At 49.3% G+C, this 13,230-nt stretch carries 23 protein-coding genes; 22 read left to right on the forward strand and 1 reads right to left on the reverse strand.

What is annotated here, in order from left to right; all coding sequences use genetic code 11:
• Positions 1–155 precede the first annotated feature (155 nt).
• The 10 genes from I2D83_RS02190 to bfr all read left to right on the forward strand — a co-directional run bounded on the left by I2D83_RS02190 (position 156) and on the right by bfr (position 7,424).
• Positions 156–878 carry a helix-turn-helix transcriptional regulator gene (locus tag I2D83_RS02190; protein ID WP_010296984.1) on the forward strand — a complete coding sequence of 241 codons (723 nt, stop codon included), beginning with the start codon at positions 156–158 and terminating at the stop codon, positions 876–878.
• A complete protein-coding gene (gene tusD / locus I2D83_RS02195) occupies positions 878–1,267 on the forward strand; it encodes a sulfurtransferase complex subunit TusD (protein ID WP_015841933.1) in 390 nt (129 codons plus the stop codon). Before I2D83_RS02190 ends, tusD begins: the two co-directional genes overlap by 1 nt.
• A gap of 9 nt (positions 1,268–1,276) precedes the next feature.
• Entirely contained in the window at positions 1,277–1,636 is a 360-nt protein-coding gene (gene tusC, locus I2D83_RS02200; protein ID WP_181847901.1) for a sulfurtransferase complex subunit TusC, read from the forward strand.
• Positions 1,637–1,653: 17 nt separating this feature from the next.
• The gene (tusB, locus tag I2D83_RS02205) at positions 1,654–1,941 is read left to right on the forward strand and encodes a sulfurtransferase complex subunit TusB (RefSeq protein ID WP_181847900.1); all 288 of its coding nucleotides are present in this window, start codon (positions 1,654–1,656) and stop codon (positions 1,939–1,941) included.
• A gap of 131 nt (positions 1,942–2,072) precedes the next feature.
• A complete protein-coding gene (rpsL, locus tag I2D83_RS02210; protein ID WP_005969567.1) occupies positions 2,073–2,447 on the forward strand; it encodes a 30S ribosomal protein S12 in 375 nt (124 codons plus the stop codon).
• 96 nt (positions 2,448–2,543) lie between these two features.
• The gene (rpsG, locus tag I2D83_RS02215) at positions 2,544–3,014 is read left to right on the forward strand and encodes a 30S ribosomal protein S7 (protein ID WP_009111198.1); all 471 of its coding nucleotides are present in this window, start codon (positions 2,544–2,546) and stop codon (positions 3,012–3,014) included.
• 96 nt (positions 3,015–3,110) lie between these two features.
• Positions 3,111–5,225, forward strand: a complete 2,115-nt coding sequence (gene fusA / locus I2D83_RS02220; RefSeq protein WP_015841930.1) for an elongation factor G — start codon at positions 3,111–3,113, stop codon at positions 5,223–5,225.
• A 69-nt stretch (positions 5,226–5,294) separates the two neighbouring features.
• Positions 5,295–6,479, forward strand: a complete 1,185-nt coding sequence (gene tuf, locus I2D83_RS02225; protein WP_012772931.1) for an elongation factor Tu — start codon at positions 5,295–5,297, stop codon at positions 6,477–6,479.
• A 204-nt stretch (positions 6,480–6,683) separates the two neighbouring features.
• On the forward strand, positions 6,684–6,878 hold the full coding sequence (bfd, locus tag I2D83_RS02230) for a bacterioferritin-associated ferredoxin (protein WP_015841929.1): 195 nt from the start codon (positions 6,684–6,686) through the stop codon (positions 6,876–6,878).
• A gap of 72 nt (positions 6,879–6,950) precedes the next feature.
• Positions 6,951–7,424: a bacterioferritin gene (gene bfr / locus I2D83_RS02235; RefSeq protein ID WP_010286186.1), complete on the forward strand. Its 474-nt coding sequence runs from the start codon at positions 6,951–6,953 to the stop codon at positions 7,422–7,424.
• Between the two features lie 26 nt (positions 7,425–7,450).
• Here the strand turns inward: bfr and I2D83_RS02240 are convergent, their stop codons facing one another.
• Positions 7,451–7,606, reverse strand: coding sequence for a hypothetical protein (locus I2D83_RS02240; protein ID WP_205947462.1), 156 nt, complete (start codon positions 7,604–7,606; stop codon positions 7,451–7,453).
• A gap of 124 nt (positions 7,607–7,730) precedes the next feature.
• Here I2D83_RS02240 and rpsJ point away from each other — a divergent pair, with 124 nt between their 5' ends.
• The 12 genes from rpsJ (at position 7,731) to rplN (ending at position 13,222) form a co-directional block, all read left to right on the forward strand.
• Positions 7,731–8,042: a 30S ribosomal protein S10 gene (gene rpsJ, locus I2D83_RS02245; protein WP_001181005.1), complete on the forward strand. Its 312-nt coding sequence runs from the start codon at positions 7,731–7,733 to the stop codon at positions 8,040–8,042.
• Positions 8,043–8,074: 32 nt separating this feature from the next.
• Positions 8,075–8,704, forward strand: a complete 630-nt coding sequence (gene rplC, locus I2D83_RS02250; protein ID WP_010304941.1) for a 50S ribosomal protein L3 — start codon at positions 8,075–8,077, stop codon at positions 8,702–8,704.
• Positions 8,705–8,714: 10 nt separating this feature from the next.
• Positions 8,715–9,320 (forward strand): 50S ribosomal protein L4, encoded by a 606-nt coding sequence (gene rplD / locus I2D83_RS02255; protein ID WP_015841926.1) that lies wholly within the window; start codon positions 8,715–8,717, stop codon positions 9,318–9,320.
• Complete coding sequence (rplW, locus tag I2D83_RS02260) at positions 9,317–9,619, forward strand: 50S ribosomal protein L23 (RefSeq protein WP_005970277.1); 303 nt, start codon at positions 9,317–9,319, stop codon at positions 9,617–9,619. The genes rplD and rplW overlap by 4 nt, the downstream gene beginning before the upstream one ends.
• A 17-nt stretch (positions 9,620–9,636) precedes the next feature.
• On the forward strand, positions 9,637–10,458 hold the full coding sequence (rplB, locus tag I2D83_RS02265; protein ID WP_015841925.1) for a 50S ribosomal protein L2: 822 nt from the start codon (positions 9,637–9,639) through the stop codon (positions 10,456–10,458).
• 16 nt (positions 10,459–10,474) lie between these two features.
• Entirely contained in the window at positions 10,475–10,753 is a 279-nt protein-coding gene (gene rpsS / locus I2D83_RS02270; protein ID WP_004929772.1) for a 30S ribosomal protein S19, read from the forward strand.
• A gap of 14 nt (positions 10,754–10,767) precedes the next feature.
• On the forward strand, positions 10,768–11,100 hold the full coding sequence (gene rplV / locus I2D83_RS02275; RefSeq protein WP_005970275.1) for a 50S ribosomal protein L22: 333 nt from the start codon (positions 10,768–10,770) through the stop codon (positions 11,098–11,100).
• 17 nt (positions 11,101–11,117) lie between these two features.
• The gene (gene rpsC, locus I2D83_RS02280; RefSeq protein WP_005970274.1) at positions 11,118–11,819 is read left to right on the forward strand and encodes a 30S ribosomal protein S3; all 702 of its coding nucleotides are present in this window, start codon (positions 11,118–11,120) and stop codon (positions 11,817–11,819) included.
• A 12-nt stretch (positions 11,820–11,831) separates the two neighbouring features.
• Positions 11,832–12,242: a 50S ribosomal protein L16 gene (gene rplP / locus I2D83_RS02285; protein ID WP_005970273.1), complete on the forward strand. Its 411-nt coding sequence runs from the start codon at positions 11,832–11,834 to the stop codon at positions 12,240–12,242.
• Positions 12,242–12,433, forward strand: coding sequence for a 50S ribosomal protein L29 (rpmC, locus tag I2D83_RS02290; RefSeq protein WP_005970272.1), 192 nt, complete (start codon positions 12,242–12,244; stop codon positions 12,431–12,433). Before rplP ends, rpmC begins: the two co-directional genes overlap by 1 nt.
• Positions 12,433–12,687: a 30S ribosomal protein S17 gene (gene rpsQ / locus I2D83_RS02295; RefSeq protein ID WP_011095505.1), complete on the forward strand. Its 255-nt coding sequence runs from the start codon at positions 12,433–12,435 to the stop codon at positions 12,685–12,687. Before rpmC ends, rpsQ begins: the two co-directional genes overlap by 1 nt.
• Before the next feature lie 163 nt (positions 12,688–12,850).
• Positions 12,851–13,222, forward strand: a complete 372-nt coding sequence (gene rplN / locus I2D83_RS02300; protein WP_000613954.1) for a 50S ribosomal protein L14 — start codon at positions 12,851–12,853, stop codon at positions 13,220–13,222.
• The last annotated feature ends 8 nt before the right edge of the window (positions 13,223–13,230 follow it).

Genomic DNA, 13,230 nt, shown 5'->3' on the forward strand with positions numbered 1-13,230 from the left:
TCAAGCTGCTTGTGCGTTGGCCGCCCTTATTCACCCCAGTCACTTACTTGAGTAAGCTCCTGGGGATTTGCGCGGGGCGTTGTTTAAAACGCCGACGTTTTATCACGCAACTCGAATTATTTAGGGGTTAAATGATGCTGAGGGTGGTGTCTGCCATGTCTAATTCGCTTGTATCTGGCGAATCTTATGAGCTTGATTTGCTGGATGAACGTCCTTTCAGCCAAACGGACTATGAGATCCTGAAATCGTATGAAGCGGTGGTTGATGGCTTGGCCATGTTGATTGGCGAGCACTGTGAGATTGTGTTGCACTCGCTCGAGGATCTTAAATGTTCCGCCGTGCGTATTGCAAATGGAGAGCATACTGGCAGGAAGATTGGCTCGCCGATTACGGATCTTGCATTGCGCATGCTGCATGACATGGCAGGTGAAGATAGCAGCGTATCGAAAGCGTATTTTACCCGCGCAAAAAGCGGTGTGTTGATGAAGTCAGTCACGATTGCGATTCGTAATCGCGATCAGCGCGTGATTGGGCTGCTATGCATCAACATGAATCTGGACGTCCCTTTCTCCCAGATCGTGCAGACCTTTATTCCACCTGAAACGCATGATGCCGCATCTTCTGTTAACTTTGCGTCGTCGGTTGATGACCTCGTGGCACAAACGCTGGAATTTTCGATCGAAGAAGTCAATGCGGATCGCAACGTCTCCAATAATGCGAAAAATCGTCAAATTGTACTGAGCCTGTACGAGAAAGGTATCTTTGATATTAAAGACGCCATCAACCAGGTCGCCGAACGTCTCAATATTTCCAAACACACGGTCTACCTTTATATCCGTCAATTCAAAAGCGGCGACTTCAGCGGACATGAACGCTGATGCTGAGTTACTGTTTGCTGGTAACCGGCCCTGCTTATGGCACACAGCAAGCGAGCAGCGCGTTGCAGTTTGCGCAGGCACTGTTGGCTGAGGGGCACAGACTGAAAAGTGTGTTCTTCTATCGGGAAGGCGTGTTGAATGCCAACCAACTGACGTCACCTGCTAATGATGAATTTGATCTTGTACGCGCTTGGCAGCTGTTGGGTGAAACACATCAGGTGGCGCTGAATGTCTGTGTTGCCGCCGCGCTGCGCCGAGGCGTGACCGATGCTCAGCAAGCTGCTCAGCTCAATCTTGCAGGTGCGAATCTGCAACCCGGATTTGTTCTGAGTGGGTTGGGTGAGTTGGCACAATCGGTGTTGACCTGCGATCGGGTTATTCAGTTTTAAGGTAGCGTTATGAAGCGAGTCGCATTTGTTTTTACCCATGCTCCACATGGGAACGCTTCCGGGCGAGAGGGGCTGGATGCGCTATTGGCGGTGTCAGCACTGACAGAAGAGATTGGCGTGTTTTTTGTTGGCGATGGCGTACTTCAATTGCTGCCTCAGCAACAGCCGGACCAGATTTTGATGCGTAATTATATCGCAACGTTTGGCGTGTTGCCGCTGTACGATATCGACTGTTGCTATCTGTGCGAAACGTCCGTGCGCCAGCGCGGATTGAGCATCGATACGAACTGGGTTTTGGATGTGGAGCTGTTAGCGCCGGAAGCCTTGCGCAGCAAATTGGCCAGCTATCATTCCATCCTTTCATTCTAGCGACGGATCTTCTCTTTATGCTGCATACGCTCTCATGTTCCCCTTATCACGCTGATCTGGATACGCTGTTGCGTGGACTGGATAAAGGTGACGCTTTAGTCTTATTGCAAGATGGTGTTATCGCTGCTCTGGCTGGTGGAAACATTATCTATCGTCTTCTTGATTCCGCGGTTCCGCTCTACGCGCTTCGGCCTGATGTCGTAGCGAGAGGAATGACTGAACAAATTTCAAACAGTGTAGTGCTCATTGACTATAATGAATTTGTTCAACTGACAGTGGAGCACCCGCAGCAACTCGCGTGGTAACGCCGAATTTTTGTATATTTCTTGACTCCTTCCACTGCCAGCCCTAAAATTCTGCGTCCTCATACTTTGCCTTGCGCAAACATGAGACGATTTATTACGTGTTTACGAAGCAAAACCCAGGAGCTTTTTTAATGGCAACAATTAACCAGCTGGTACGCAAACCACGCTCCCTGAAGGCTGCTAAAAGCAACGTTCCGGCGCTGGAAGCATGCCCGCAGAAACGTGGCGTATGTACTCGTGTATATACTACCACCCCTAAAAAACCGAACTCCGCACTGCGTAAAGTATGCCGTGTTCGTTTAACTAACGGTTTTGAAGTTACCTCCTATATCGGTGGTGAAGGTCATAACCTGCAGGAGCACTCCGTGATCCTGATCCGTGGCGGTCGTGTTAAAGACCTGCCAGGTGTGCGTTACCACACCGTTCGTGGCGCGCTGGACTGCTCAGGTGTTAAAGACCGTAAGCAATCCCGTTCCAAATACGGCGTGAAGAAGCCAAAGGCTTAATGGTTCTCCGTTAAGTAAGGCCAAACGTTTTAACTTAAATGTCAAACTAAACTCGTAGAGTTTTGGACAATCCTGAATTAACAACGGAGTATTTCCATGCCACGTCGTCGCGTCATTGGTCAACGTAAAATTCTGCCAGATCCTAAGTTCGGATCAGAACTGTTGGCCAAATTTGTAAACATCCTGATGGTAGATGGTAAAAAATCTACTGCTGAAGCAATCGTCTATACCGCGCTGGAGACCCTGGCTCAGCGTTCTGGTAAAGATCATCTGGAAGCTTTTGAAGTAGCTCTGGACAACGTTCGCCCGACTGTCGAAGTTAAGTCGCGCCGCGTTGGTGGTTCTACTTATCAGGTACCAGTAGAAGTCCGTCCGGTTCGTCGTAATGCTCTGGCAATGCGTTGGATCGTAGAAGCTGCTCGTAAACGCGGTGATAAATCTATGGCTCTGCGCCTGGCGAACGAACTTTCTGATGCAGCAGAAAACAAAGGTACTGCTGTTAAGAAACGTGAAGACGTTCACCGTATGGCCGAAGCTAACAAGGCGTTCGCTCACTACCGTTGGTAATCCCTTCGCTGTAGGCATGCTAACCAAGCGGGCGCTAAAAATAGCCAACCCGCTTGGGTTAACTAAATTGAACGCCCTAGTATATAGAGGATACAAATGGCTCGTACAACACCCATCGCACGCTACCGTAACATCGGTATCAGTGCGCACATCGACGCCGGTAAAACCACTACTACCGAACGTATTCTGTTCTACACTGGTGTAAACCATAAAATCGGTGAAGTTCATGACGGCGCGGCTACCATGGACTGGATGGAGCAGGAGCAGGAACGTGGTATTACTATCACTTCCGCAGCGACTACTGCATTCTGGTCTGGTATGGCTAAGCAGTATGAACCGCATCGCGTAAACATCATCGACACCCCGGGACACGTTGACTTCACTATCGAAGTAGAACGTTCCATGCGTGTACTCGATGGTGCGGTAATGGTTTACTGCGCAGTTGGTGGTGTTCAGCCACAGTCTGAGACCGTATGGCGTCAGGCAAACAAATATAAAGTTCCACGCATTGCGTTCGTTAACAAAATGGACCGCATGGGTGCTAACTTCCTGAAAGTTGTTGGTCAGATCAAAAGCCGTCTGGGCGCGAACCCTGTTCCGTTGCAGTTGGCGATTGGTGCTGAAGAAGGTTTCACCGGTGTTGTTGACCTGGTGAAAATGAAAGCCATCAACTGGAACGACGCCGATCAGGGCGTGACCTTCGAATACGAAGATATCCCTGCTGATATGCAGGATCTGGCTGACGAATGGCACCAGAACCTGATCGAATCCGCAGCTGAAGCTTCTGAAGAGCTGATGGAAAAATACCTGGGTGGTGAAGAACTGACTGAAGAAGAGATCAAAAAAGCTCTGCGTCAGCGCGTTCTGAACAACGAAATCATCCTGGTAACCTGTGGTTCTGCGTTTAAGAACAAAGGTGTTCAGGCGATGCTGGATGCGGTAGTTGATTACCTGCCATCTCCAGTTGACGTACCTGCGATCAACGGTATTTTGGATGACGGTAAAGACACGCCGGCTGAGCGTCACGCAAGTGATGACGAGCCGTTTGCTGCGCTGGCGTTCAAAATCGCTACCGACCCATTTGTGGGTAACCTGACGTTCTTCCGCGTGTACTCTGGTGTTGTTAACTCCGGTGATACTGTACTGAACCCAGTTAAATCAGCTCGTGAACGTTTTGGTCGTATCGTTCAGATGCACGCTAACAAGCGTGAAGAGATCAAAGAAGTTCGCGCAGGCGATATCGCTGCTGCTATCGGTCTGAAAGATGTAACGACGGGTGACACTCTGTGTGATCCAGACAACGTCATCATTCTGGAGCGTATGGAATTCCCTGAGCCGGTAATCTCCATCGCGGTAGAGCCGAAAACCAAAGCTGACCAGGAAAAAATGGGTCTGGCATTGGGCCGTCTGGCTAAAGAAGACCCGTCTTTCCGCGTATGGACTGACGAAGAATCTAACCAGACTATCATCGCTGGTATGGGTGAATTGCACCTCGATATCATCGTTGACCGTATGAAGCGTGAATTCAACGTTGAAGCTAACGTAGGTAAACCTCAGGTTGCTTATCGTGAAGCGATTCGTGCGAAAGTTACCGATATCGAAGGTAAACACGCCAAGCAGTCTGGTGGTCGTGGTCAGTATGGTCATGTTGTTATCGACATGTACCCACTGGAGCCGGGCTCAAATCCGAAAGGTTACGAGTTCATCAACGACATCAAAGGTGGTGTAATTCCTGGCGAATACATCCCTGCCGTTGATAAAGGTATTCAGGAGCAGCTGAAAGCGGGTCCTCTGGCTGGTTACCCAGTGGTTGATCTCGGTGTGCGTCTGCACTTCGGTTCTTTCCATGACGTTGACTCCTCTGAACTGGCGTTTAAACTGGCTGCTTCTATCGCCTTTAAAGATGGCTTTAAGAAAGCAAAACCTGTTCTGCTTGAGCCAATCATGAAGGTTGAAGTTGAAACGCCGGAAGAGAACACTGGTGACGTCATCGGTGACCTTAGCCGTCGTCGTGGTATGCTGCGTGGTCAGGAATCTAACGTTACTGGCGTTGTGATTCACGCTGAAGTTCCGTTGTCTGAAATGTTCGGATACGCAACTCAACTGCGTTCTCTGACCAAAGGCCGTGCTTCTTACTCTATGGAGTTCCTGAAGTACGATGATGCGCCTAACAACGTTGCTCAGGCCGTAATTGAAGCCCGTGGTAAATAAGCCTCAGGGTTAAAACAAAATCCCGTGCTCTCTCCATAGGGGGAGAGCATTTGAGTAAGGAATATCGCCGTGTCTAAAGAAAAATTTGAACGTACAAAACCCCACGTTAACGTCGGTACTATCGGCCACGTTGACCATGGTAAAACGACTCTGACTGCTGCAATCACTACCGTTCTGGCTAAAACCTACGGTGGTAACGCACGTGCATTCGACCAGATCGATAACGCACCAGAAGAAAAAGCACGTGGTATCACCATCAACACGTCTCACGTTGAATACGATACCCCGTCTCGCCACTACGCGCACGTTGACTGCCCAGGACACGCCGACTATGTGAAAAACATGATCACCGGTGCTGCTCAGATGGACGGCGCTATCCTGGTTGTTGCTGCGACTGACGGCCCAATGCCTCAGACGCGTGAGCACATCCTGCTGGGTCGTCAGGTTGGCGTTCCTTTCATCATCGTGTTCCTGAACAAGTGTGACATGGTTGATGACGAAGAGCTGCTGGAACTGGTTGAGATGGAAGTGCGTGAGCTGCTGTCTCAGTACGACTTCCCAGGCGACGACACCCCAGTGGTTCGTGGTTCTGCTCTGAAAGCGCTGGAAGGCGAAGCTGAGTGGGAAGCAAAAATCATCGAACTGGCAGAGCACCTGGATTCTTATATCCCAGAGCCAGAGCGTGCAATTGACAAGCCGTTCCTGCTGCCAATCGAAGACGTATTCTCCATCTCCGGTCGTGGTACCGTTGTTACCGGTCGTGTAGAGCGCGGTATCGTTAAAGTTGGTGAAGAAGTTGAAATCGTTGGTATCAAAGATACTGCGAAATCTACCTGTACTGGCGTAGAAATGTTCCGCAAACTGCTGGACGAAGGCCGTGCGGGTGAGAACGTTGGTGTTCTGCTGCGTGGTATCAAGCGTGAAGAAATCGAGCGTGGTCAGGTACTGGCTAAGCCGGGTTCAATCAAGCCACACACCAAGTTCGAATCAGAAGTGTATATCCTGAGCAAGGATGAAGGCGGCCGTCATACTCCGTTCTTCAAAGGCTACCGTCCTCAGTTCTACTTCCGTACGACTGACGTAACGGGCACCATCGAACTGCCAGAAGGCGTAGAGATGGTAATGCCGGGCGACAACATCAAAATGGTTGTTACCCTGATCCACCCAATCGCGATGGATGACGGTTTGCGTTTCGCAATCCGTGAAGGCGGCCGTACAGTAGGCGCGGGCGTTGTTGCTAAAGTTATCGCTTAATCGCTGATAAACTCAATGCATGAAAAAGGCACTTCGGTGCCTTTTTTTACGTCTAAATCATTAAATGGAAATTGAAATAAAAATAATTCTTATTTACAATGTTGGAATTGGTTAAAAAATCGCTAGGAGCGGTTTCAAGTGCCGTTTGCAGTGTCTCGAAAGGTAACGTGAAAGACACTCGCGATAACGAAGAGTTATTCTGGTATGTATGTTTGTTTGTGCAACGCAATTTCTGACAAAGCTATTCGTAATGCTGTTCGTCAGCACCAGCCTCAATCTATGCAGCAACTACGCAAACTCGTTCCTATTGGGACAGACTGCGGCAAGTGTATTCGTCAGGCGCGTGTCATTTTCGAGGAAGAGCAAGCCAAAATTCCTGATATGTATGAAGTAGCATAAAATGTAGGGTTGTTTTTTTGACTCTCTGCTTACCGGTTCTACACTTTAAGAACTGGAGCGGAGGAGCATGTCATGAAAGGCGATAAAAAAGTCATTACACACCTGAATAAGTTATTGGGCAACGAGCTGGTAGCCATTAACCAATATTTTCTTCATGCCCGGATGTTTAAAAACTGGGGCTTAACCCGTCTTAACGATCACGAATATCATGAGTCTATCGACGAAATGAAACACGCTGATCGCTACATCGAACGAATCCTGTTTCTCGAAGGCATCCCGAATCTGCAGGATTTGGGTAAGTTAAATATTGGCGAAGATGTCGAAGAGATTTTACGTTCTGATCTTCAACTTGAGTTGGATGGTGCAAAGAATCTGCGTGAGGCGATTGCCTATGCCGATTCGGTACATGACTACGTCAGTAGGGATTTAATGATAGAAATTCTTGCCGATGAAGAAGGACACATCGACTGGCTGGAAACTGAGTTGGATTTGATTTCACGTCTTGGTATACAAAACTATCTTCAGGCGCAGTTAAAAGCGGAGTAACATGGCATCATAAATATGTTACGCACCTAGCCTAATCCGGCCGGACGCAGACGTATCACTCCGGCCGCGTTTAAAATCATTTCATCCTGCTTGTTGCTTCCCCGGCCAATTTGCGTATAATGCGCGAGCTTACCGAAACAAGGTAAGCCTGATTCAATCCGAATCAGAGGGTCAATATTCATTTATTGCACCTAAAACAATACTCCCGATATGGGGGTTATGTGCTAACGATTACACTCCCCCATCAATCGAAATGGGTGTGAGGAGTAATCATTTACGTTTATAAATAATTGGAGCTCTGGTCTCATGCAGAACCAAAGAATCCGTATCCGCCTGAAAGCGTTTGATCATCGTTTGATTGATCAATCAACTGCGGAAATCGTCGAGACTGCTAAGCGCACTGGTGCGCAAGTACGTGGTCCGATCCCGCTGCCGACCCGCAAAGAGCGCTTTACCGTTCTGATCTCTCCGCACGTCAATAAAGATGCGCGCGATCAGTACGAGATTCGCACTCACAAGCGTCTGGTTGACATCGTTGAGCCAACCGAGAAAACCGTTGATGCTCTGATGCGTCTGGATCTGGCTGCTGGTGTAGACGTGCAGATCAGCCTGGGTTAATCAGGTCATTGAGCGATTGAGAGGTTGAAACAATGATTGGTTTAGTCGGTAAAAAAGTGGGCATGACCCGTATCTTCACTGAAGATGGCGTATCTATCCCCGTAACCGTTATCGAAATTGAAGCAAACCGCGTCACTCAGGTTAAAGACCTGGCTAACGACGGTTACCGCGCTGTGCAAGTAACTACCGGTGCTAAAAAAGCAAACCGTGTTACCAAGCCAGAAGCAGGTCACTTTGCTAAAGCTGGTGTAGAAGCTGGCCGTACTCTGCGTGAATTCCGTCTGTCTGAAGGCGAAGAGTTCACTGTGGGTCAAAGCATCAGTGTTGAAATTTTCGCAGACGTTAAAAAAGTAGACGTTACTGGTACATCTAAAGGTAAAGGTTTTGCTGGCACAGTTAAGCGCTGGAACTTCCGTACCCAAGATGCTACGCACGGTAACTCCTTGTCCCACCGCGTTCCGGGTTCTATCGGTCAGAACCAGACTCCGGGCAAAGTGTTCAAAGGCAAGAAAATGGCAGGCCAGCTGGGTAACGAACGTGTAACTGTTCAGAGCCTGGACGTAGTGCGTGTTGACGCTGAGCGCAACCTGCTGCTGGTTAAAGGTGCCGTACCGGGAGCTACCGGTAGCGACCTGATCGTTAAACCAGCTGTGAAGGCGTGAGGAGATAGCAATGGAATTAGTATTGAAAGACGCGCAAAGCGCGCTGACTGTTTCCGAAACTACCTTCGGTCGTGATTTCAACGAAGCGCTGGTACACCAGGTTGTTGTTGCTTATGCAGCAGGTGCCCGTCAAGGTACTCGCGCCCAGAAGACCCGTGCTGAAGTAACTGGTTCCGGTAAAAAACCTTGGCGTCAGAAAGGTACTGGCCGTGCGCGTTCTGGTTCTATTAAGAGCCCGATCTGGCGTTCCGGTGGTGTGACCTTCGCTGCTAAGCCTCAGGACCACAGTCAGAAAGTTAACAAAAAGATGTACCGCGGCGCGCTGAAAAGCATTCTGTCCGAACTGGTACGTCAAGATCGTCTGATCGTTGTCGAGAAGTTCTCTGTAGAAGCACCGAAAACTAAGTTGCTGGCTCAGAAACTGAAAGAAATGGCACTGGAAGACGTGCTGATCATTACCGGTGAACTGGATGAGAATCTGTTCCTGGCTGCTCGTAACCTGTACAAGGTTGACGTGCGTGATGCAGCAGCAATCGATCCAGTTAGTCTGATCGCCTTCGACAAAGTCGTTATGACTGCTGACGCAGTTAAGCAAGTTGAGGAGATGCTGGCATGATCCGTGAAGAACGTCTGCTGAAAGTACTGCGCGCGCCGCACGTATCTGAAAAAGCATCTACTGCGATGGAAAAAACTAACACCATCGTTCTCAAAGTTGCTAAAGACGCGACTAAAGCAGAGATCGTTGCTGCTGTCGAGAAACTGTTCGAAGTAGAAGTTAAAGACGTAAACACCCTGGTAGTTAAGGGCAAGGTTAAGCGTCACGGACAGCGTATTGGTCGTCGTAGCGACTGGAAAAAAGCTTACGTCACCCTGAAAGAAGGCCAGAATCTGGACTTCATCGGCGGCGCTGAGTAAGTCGGAGGAGAAAGACAATGGCAGTTGTTAAATGTAAACCGACATCTCCGGGTCGTCGCCACGTTGTTAAAGTGGTTAACCCTGAGCTGCACAAGGGCAAACCTTATGCCCCGTTGCTGGAAAAGAACAGCAAATCCGGTGGCCGTAACAACAATGGTCGCATCACTACCCGTCACATCGGTGGTGGTCACAAACAGCAATATCGTCTGATTGACTTTAAACGCAATAAAGATGGTATTCCTGCGGTTGTTGAGCGTCTGGAGTATGATCCGAACCGTTCCGCGAATATCGCGCTGGTTCTGTACAAAGACGGCGAGCGTCGTTACATCCTGGCGCCGAAAGGCCTGAAAGCCGGCGACCAGATTCAATCTGGTGTTGATGCTGCGATTAAAGCGGGTAACACCCTGCCTATGCGTAACATTCCGGTTGGTTCAACGGTTCACAACGTAGAAATGAAACCAGGTAAAGGCGGCCAATTGGCTCGTTCTGCTGGTACTTACGTTCAGATCGTTGCTCGTGACGGTTCTTACGTTACCCTGCGTCTGCGTTCTGGCGAAATGCGTAAAGTCGAATCCGACTGCCGCGCTACGCTGGGCGAAGTTGGCAATGCTGAGCATATGCTGCGCGTTCTGGGTAAAGCTGGTGCTGCACGCTGGCGTGGTGTTCGTCCTACCGTTCGCGGTACGGCAATGAACCCAGTCGACCACCCACACGGTGGTGGTGAAGGTCGTAACTTTGGTAAGCACCCGGTTAGTCCGTGGGGCCTTCAGACCAAAGGTAAAAAGACCCGCAGCAACAAGCGTACTGATAAATTTATCGTACGTCGCCGTACTAAATAATCTTAGAGGATAAACCATGCCACGTTCTCTCAAGAAAGGTCCTTTTATTGACCTGCACTTGCTGAAGAAGGTAGAGAAAGCGGTGGAAAGCGGAGACAAGAAGCCTTTGCGCACTTGGTCCCGTCGTTCAACGATCTTTCCAAATATGATCGGTTTGACCATCGCTGTCCATAATGGTCGTCAGCACGTTCCGGTGTTTGTTTCCGATGAAATGGTCGGTCACAAACTGGGTGAATTCGCGCCGACTCGTACTTATCGCGGCCATGCGGCCGATAAAAAGGCCAAGAAGCGCTAAGGTAGGAGGAAGAGATGGAAACTATCGCTAAACATTGCCACGCTCGTTCTTCTGCTCAAAAGGTTCGCCTGGTGGCAGACCTGATTCGCGGTAAGAAAGTGTCGCAAGCTCTGGAAGTTCTGACCTACACCAACAAGAAAGCTGCTGGTCTGGTTAAAAAAGTGCTGGAGTCTGCTATTGCTAACGCAGAACACAACGATGGCGCTGACATTGATGATCTGAAAGTCGCGAAAATCTTCGTTGACGAAGGCCCAAGCATGAAGCGCATTATGCCGCGTGCTAAAGGTCGTGCGGATCGCATCCTGAAGCGTACCAGCCACATTACTGTGGTTGTGTCCGATCGCTGAGACTCTGGAGACTAGCAATGGGTCAGAAAGTACATCCTAATGGTATTCGCCTGGGTATTGTCAAACCTTGGAACTCTACCTGGTATGCGAATACCAAAGAATTCGCTGACAACCTGGACAGCGATTTTAAAGTTCGTAAATACCTGACGAAGGAACTGGAGAAGGCTTCCGTTTCTCGTATCGTTATCGAACGTCCTGCGAAAAGCATCCGTGTGACTATTCACACTGCTCGTCCAGGCATCGTAATCGGTAAAAAAGGTGAAGATGTTGAGAAACTGCGCAAAGTCGTAGCGGATATCGCTGGCGTACCTGCACAGATCAATATCGCAGAAGTTCGTAAACCTGAACTGGACGCAAAACTGGTTGCTGACAGCATCACTTCTCAGCTGGAACGTCGTGTTATGTTCCGTCGTGCTATGAAGCGTGCGGTACAGAATGCCATGCGTCTGGGCGCTAAAGGTATTAAAGTTGAAGTAAGCGGCCGTCTTGGCGGCGCTGAAATCGCGCGTACCGAATGGTACCGTGAAGGTCGTGTTCCGTTGCATACACTGCGCGCGGATATCGACTACAACACTTCCGAAGCGCACACCACTTATGGTGTTATCGGTGTTAAAGTGTGGATCTTCAAAGGTGAGATCCTGGGTGGTATGGCTGCCGTTGAACAACCGGAAAAACCGGCTGCTCAACCTAAAAAGCAGCAGCGTAAAGGCCGCAAGTAAGGAGAGTCGCTGATGTTACAACCAAAGCGTACAAAATTCCGTAAGGTGCACAAGGGCCGCAACCGTGGTCTGGCGCAGGGTACGGATGTTAGCTTCGGCACTTTCGGTCTGAAAGCTGTTGGCCGCGGTCGCCTGACTGCTCGTCAAATCGAAGCTGCACGTCGTGCCATGACTCGTGCTGTTAAGCGTCAAGGTAAGATCTGGATCCGTGTATTCCCGGACAAACCGATCACCGAGAAACCGCTTGAAGTTCGTATGGGTAAAGGTAAAGGTAACGTGGAATATTGGGTTGCCTTGATTCAGCCAGGTAAAGTCCTGTACGAAATGGACGGTGTGCCGGAAGAGTTAGCCCGTGAGGCATTCCAACTGGCAGCAGCGAAACTGCCTATCAAAACCACCTTTGTAACTAAGACGGTGATGTAATGAAAGCAAATGAGCTGCGTGAAAAGAGCGTCGAAGAGCTGAACACTGAACTGCTCGGCCTGCTGCGCGAGCAATTTAACCTGCGTATGCAGGCTGCCAGTGGTCAGTTGCAACAGACTCACCTGGTAAAACAAGTGCGTCACAATATTGCACGTGTTAAGACTTTACTGACTGAGAAGGCGGGTGCGTAATGACCGATAAAATCCGTACTCTGCAAGGTCGTGTTGTAAGCGACAAAATGGAGAAATCCATGGTTGTTGCTATCGAACGTTTTGTGAAACACCCGCTTTACGGTAAATTCATTAAGCGTACGACTAAGCTGCACGTACATGACGAGAACAATGAATGCGGTATCGGTGACGTGGTTGAAATCCGCGAATGCCGCCCGCTGTCCAAAACTAAGTCTTGGACACTTGTTCGCGTTGTAGAGAAAGCGATTCTGTAATAAAGTAGCGCTCTTCTCTCATGATAAACGGCTCTGCAAAGGGCCGTTTATTTTTTCTACCCATACCAAGGAAGCGGTGTTATAATGCTGCGCCCTCAATTATGGGGTATTTAATGGCCCGAAAGGGTCCTAAAGTAGTAGTTGACATTAGCGGAGCACTAAAATGATCCAAGAACAGACTATGCTGAATGTGGCCGATAATTCCGGTGCACGTCGCGTAATGTGTATCAAGGTTCTAGGTGGCTCGCACCGTCGCTACGCAGGCGTCGGCGATATCATCAAAATTACCATCAAGGAAGCAATTCCTCGCGGTAAGGTGAAAAAAGGCGATGTTCTGAAGGCGGTAGTGGTGCGCACCAAGAAGGGTGTTCGTCGCCCGGACGGTTCTGTCATTCGCTTCGATGGCAATGCTTGCGTTATTTTAAATAATAACAGCGAACAGCCTATCGGTACGCGTATTTTTGGGCCGGTAACTCGTGAACTGCGTAATGAGAAGTTCATGAAAATTATCTCTCTGGCACCAGAAGTACTTTAAGGAGCGAA

This window comes from Pectobacterium aroidearum (assembly GCF_015689195.1).
Lineage (GTDB): Bacteria > Pseudomonadota > Gammaproteobacteria > Enterobacterales > Enterobacteriaceae > Pectobacterium > Pectobacterium aroidearum.